The organism is Longimicrobium sp. (genome assembly GCF_036387355.1).
Taxonomy (GTDB): Bacteria; Gemmatimonadota; Gemmatimonadetes; order Longimicrobiales; family Longimicrobiaceae; genus Longimicrobium.
This window is the reverse complement of record NZ_DASVTX010000481.1, coordinates 1-4,320: the sequence shown is the minus strand read 5'-3', so window position 1 is coordinate 4,320 and position 4,320 is coordinate 1. Positions and strand designations below refer to the sequence as shown.

The 4,320-nt window shown below is 70.2% G+C and carries 4 protein-coding genes; all 4 read left to right on the top strand.

Annotation, left to right across the window (positions count from 1 at the left end):
• Positions 1-850: hypothetical protein (locus VF665_RS20715; RefSeq protein ID WP_331055368.1), on the top strand; the 850-nt coding region annotated here is incomplete at its 5' end.
• Positions 851-1,087: 237 nt separating this feature from the next.
• A complete protein-coding gene (locus tag VF665_RS20710) occupies positions 1,088-1,810 on the top strand; it encodes an ABC transporter ATP-binding protein (RefSeq protein WP_331055367.1) in 723 nt (240 codons plus the stop codon).
• Complete coding sequence (locus tag VF665_RS20705) at positions 1,810-3,870, top strand: ABC transporter permease subunit/CPBP intramembrane protease (protein ID WP_331055366.1); 2,061 nt, start codon at positions 1,810-1,812, stop codon at positions 3,868-3,870. The genes VF665_RS20710 and VF665_RS20705 overlap by 1 nt, the downstream gene beginning before the upstream one ends.
• Positions 3,871-3,982: 112 nt before the next feature.
• Positions 3,983-4,264: an Lrp/AsnC family transcriptional regulator gene (locus tag VF665_RS20700; RefSeq protein WP_205762168.1), complete on the top strand. Its 282-nt coding sequence runs from the start codon at positions 3,983-3,985 to the stop codon at positions 4,262-4,264.
• Positions 4,265-4,320 lie beyond the last annotated feature (56 nt).

Here is a 4,320-nt window from a genome sequence, read left to right as displayed (position 1 = left end):
GGCGGCTGTTGCGCCCGCGCAGCCAACCTTTTTACCTGGGGGAACGCCGATGCCTCACCTGCGAACACTCGCCATTCGCGCGCTGGCGCTGGCCGGCGCCTCTGTCGTCTTGGCCGCCGCCCCCGCGGGCGCGCAGCGGCTGCCCACCGCGGAGCAGGTGGTTGCGCGGCACCTGCAGGCCATTGGCGGCAGGCAGGCGCTGAACGCGCAGCAGTACCGCCACACGCGGCAGGAACTCAGCTGGCAGGGCGAGGGCCTCACCGCGATCGCAGACGTGTACCAATCCCGCGAGGGGAACAGGTTCGTGATGAAGATGGACGCCCCGAACATGGGCGCCACGTCGATGGGCTACGACGGCCAGACCAGGTGGTCGAGCGACCCCGTATCAGGACCCAGGATCCGGCACGACAGTGTTCGCGGTGCGGCGCTGAATCAGTTTGATTTTGAGTGGAACATGAACTTCGCCCGTGCATTCCAGTCGATGGAGACGGTGGGGCGCGACACGGTGAACGGCGAAAGCTGCATCGCGGTGCGCATGGTCGCGGCAAGCGGCCACCAGGTGGTGAACTGCTTTGCGGATGACGACGGCCTGCTGATCGGCGCCACGATTCGCCTGTTGAGCTCTGCGGACCCCATCGAGATCCGGATGACCTTCAGCGACTACCGCGTGTTCAGCGGCATTAAGATGCCTACGCTGACGACGGTGTTCACGGCGCTAGACGGTCAGGTGCGCGAGATCATGGGGGGTGACCTGAGGAGCGAGATGCGCGTGGTGTCCGTAAGCACCGAGCCGATCGACGCGTCGGTGTTCGCGCTGCCGGCGGAGGTCGCGGCGCTCAAGCAGGACTGAGGAAATGCAGTGCGTGAGTGCTGGGTGCGTGAGTGCTGAGTGCTGAGTGCTGAGTGCTGAGTGGTTCGGCGCGGCCCAAGGCTGTGTGAACAAGGGACGGGAGCCTCGCATGGGGCTCCCGTCCCTGTTTTCGTGAGGCCGTTGACCGCACCGGATTCTCGCACCGAAGCCGGCGCGCCTGTATCTTGCCTGCGGCGGGCATGGTCATCCCGCATCTCCCATCCAGCCCCGATTCCGTTGATCGAGTTTGACGCGCTCAGCAAGGCCTACGGCGACTTCGCGGCCGTGCGCGGGCTCTCGCTCCGCGTGCGCCCCGGCGAGGTGTACGCTCTGCTCGGCGCCAACGGGGCGGGAAAGACCACCGCCCTGCGCTGCCTGGCCACGCTCCTCAAGCCCACCGGCGGCACCGCCCGCATCGCCGGCCACGACGTGCGGCTGGAGCCGCTGGAGGTGCGCCGCCGCCTGGGCTTTCTGGCTGCCTCCATGGGGTTGTACGCCCGCCTCACCTCGCGTGAACTGCTCGCCTACTTCGCCCGGCTGCAGGGGGTGGAGGAGGGGCGGGTGAACGAGCGGGTGGAAGACGTGGTCGCGCGCTTCGGCATCGGGCCGTTCGCGGACCGGCTGTGCGGACGGCTCTCCACCGGGCAGCGGCAGCGCGTGAACATCGCTCGCGCCACGGTGCACGATCCCCCCGCGCTGGTGCTGGACGAGCCCACGCTGGGGCTGGACGTGCTGAGCGGGGAGGCGATCTACGACTTCATCGCCGATGCGCGCACCCGCGGCCGCGCCGTGCTGTTCAGCACGCACCACATGAGCGAGGTGGAACTGCTGGCCGACCGCGTGGGGATTCTGGCGGGCGGCCGCCTGGCCGAGGAAGGGACCATTCACGAGGTGCTGGCGCGCAGCGGCGAAGACAACCTGGCGCGCGCCTTTCTGCGCATCGCGCGGGAGGCGGCGTGATGCGCTGGAAGACGGTGCGCACCGTGCTGGCCAAGGAACTGCGCGAAACGCTGCGCGACCGCCGCACGCTGTTCATGATGCTCGTCATCCCCACGCTGCTGTACCCCTGCATGCTGGTACTGGCGGAGCAGCTGACGCTGCTGGGGCAGCGGCGGCTGGGGGCGGAGCCGGCGCGGGTGGCCGTGGCCGGCGCGGAGCCCGCGCTGGTGCGCTTTCTGGATGCGGACTCCGCCATCCGCATCGTGGGCGGCGGGCGCGCCTCCGTGGCCGCCGTACGCGAGGGCGAGGTGGAGGCGGCGGTGCTCCTGGCCCCGGCGGATGCGGGCGGCGCGTCGCGGCAGGCGCGCAGTCTCTTCGATGCTTCCGAAGACCGGTCCCAGCGGGCGCAGCGCCTGACCAACGACCGGCTGGAGGAGTGGGGCGATACTCTCCTCGCGGCGCGATTGCGGCAGGCGGGGCTGCCGCCCGGGTTCGCCACGCCGCTGGCGGTGGCGGACTCGTCCGTGGCCACGGCGGCGGAAACGGGCGGATACGCGCTGGGCCGCTTTCTTCCCGTCATCCTCGTGTTGATGACGCTGCTGGGAACCTTCTACCCCGCCATTGACTTGGCCGCGGGGGAAAAGGAGCGAGGCACGCTGGAAACGCTGCTGACCGCCGCCGTCCCCGCGCGCGAGATCGTCGCGGGGAAGTTCGCCGCCGTGGCGCTCATCGGCATTCTTGCCGCGGTGGCCAACCTGGCCAGCATGCTGCTGACCTTTCAGTCCGGCGTGTTCCGCTTCGCCAAGGCGGCCAACCTGAGCTTTACGCTGCCGGCCGGCACGGCGGCGCTGGTGCTGCTGGCGCTCATTCCCCTCGCCATTCTGTTCTCGGCGCTGTTTCTGGGGATCGCCGTCCGCGCGCAGTCGTTCAAGGAGGCGCAGAACGCGCTGACGCCGGCGCAGCTCGCGGCCACCCTCCCCATGCTCGTGGTTACCCTGCCGGGGATCGACTTCACCCCGGCGCTGGCGATGGTGCCGGTGATGGGCGTGGGAATGTTCCTGCGCGAGCTGATGTCGGGGCGCGCCACGCTGCTCCCCTCGCTGCTGGCGCTGGCCTCCAGCGCGGTGTACGCGGCGGCGGCGCTGGCGTTCGCGGCGCGCGCGTTCGGGCGCGAGGACGTGCTGTTCGGCGGCGGATCGGGGGAGGAAAAGCGCGTGGCGGGCGGATGGCGCGAGAAGGTGGCGTCGTGGCGCGCGGCCCGGCGCGACGTGCCGCCCGCGTTCGCCACGGCCATGTTCATCGCCGGCATTGCGCTGGCGTACTTTCACCTGGGCGCGCGGCTGCAGGCGCAGCTGGGGGAGCGTGGGCTGCTCATTTCGCAGTGGCTGCTGCTGGCGCTCCCGGCCATCGCCTTTGCCGCGTTGGGGCCGTACGACGTGCGCCGCACGCTGGCCCTGCGCCCGCCCCGCCCCCGCGCGCTGGCCGCGGCCGTGCTCATTGCGCTGGGCGGGATTCCGGTGGGATGGGTGATCGCCTGGGCGCAGCTCAGGATGTTCCAGGGCGGAACGGAGAGCCTGGGCTACCTGCAGCAGTTGCTGACGGCCACGTCGGGGCGGCGCGCGCTCTGGCTGTTCCTGCTGGCGGCGGTGACTCCCGCCATCTGCGAAGAGCTGGTGTTCCGCGGCGTGCTGCTGCAGTCGCTGCGGCGCGAGGTGCGGCCGTGGCACGCCGTGGTGGGCTCGGCGGCCATCTTTGGCGCCTTTCACGTGTCGTTCGAGTCGGCGCTGCGCTTTCTGCCGACAATGTGGATCGGGCTGCTGATGGGCCTGGTGGTCTGGCGCACGCGCTCCATCTTCGCCAGCATGCTGATGCACTGCGTGAACAACGGCTTCGTGGTGCTGCTGCTGTGGCAACCCGCCGTGCAGCGGCTCGCGCTGAACGGGGACGGCGTGCCATGGGTGTCGGTGCTGGCCGGAATCGCGCTGCTGGCCGCGGGACTCACGCTGCTGCCGCGCGATTCCGGCCCGCGCCCTCCCGCGGACGGCCGGCCGATCGCCACGGACCCGGACCGCTCGCGCTGACCATCCTCATCCCCAGCCGCGCCGTCGTTGTTCGGCCGATGGCGGATCCCGGACGGCGGGACGGGCCGCGGCGCGGGCCGGAATCATCCTTTTTCCTGATCGAGACGAACCGATGAACATGATTGCCGCCGTCGTGCTGATCCGCGCCGTGCCGGGGGACGTTCCGGCGCTGGCCCGCCGCATCGCCGGCATCGACGGGGTGGCGGAGGTGTACTCGGTTTCGGGCGAGTACGACCTGATCGCCATTGTGCGGGTGAAGGAGTACGAGCGCATCGCGCAGATCGTTACGGAAGAAATCGCGCAGGTGTCGGGGATTGAGCGCACCAACACGCTCACCGCCTTTCGCGTGTACAGCAAGCAGGACCTGGAACGCGCCTGGGACATGTGGGATTGATCCCTCCTCGGGCCCGGCGGTCAACGGCCGGGCTTGTCGCGCGTTCTTGTGTTGCG

Coding starts and splice junctions, on each gene's coding strand:
- VF665_RS20705 (WP_331055366.1), top strand. CDS start 1,810: ATGCGCTGGAAGACGGTGCGCACCGTGCTGGCCAAGGAACTGCGCGAA.
- VF665_RS20700 (WP_205762168.1), top strand. CDS start 3,983: ATGAACATGATTGCCGCCGTCGTGCTGATCCGCGCCGTGCCGGGGGAC.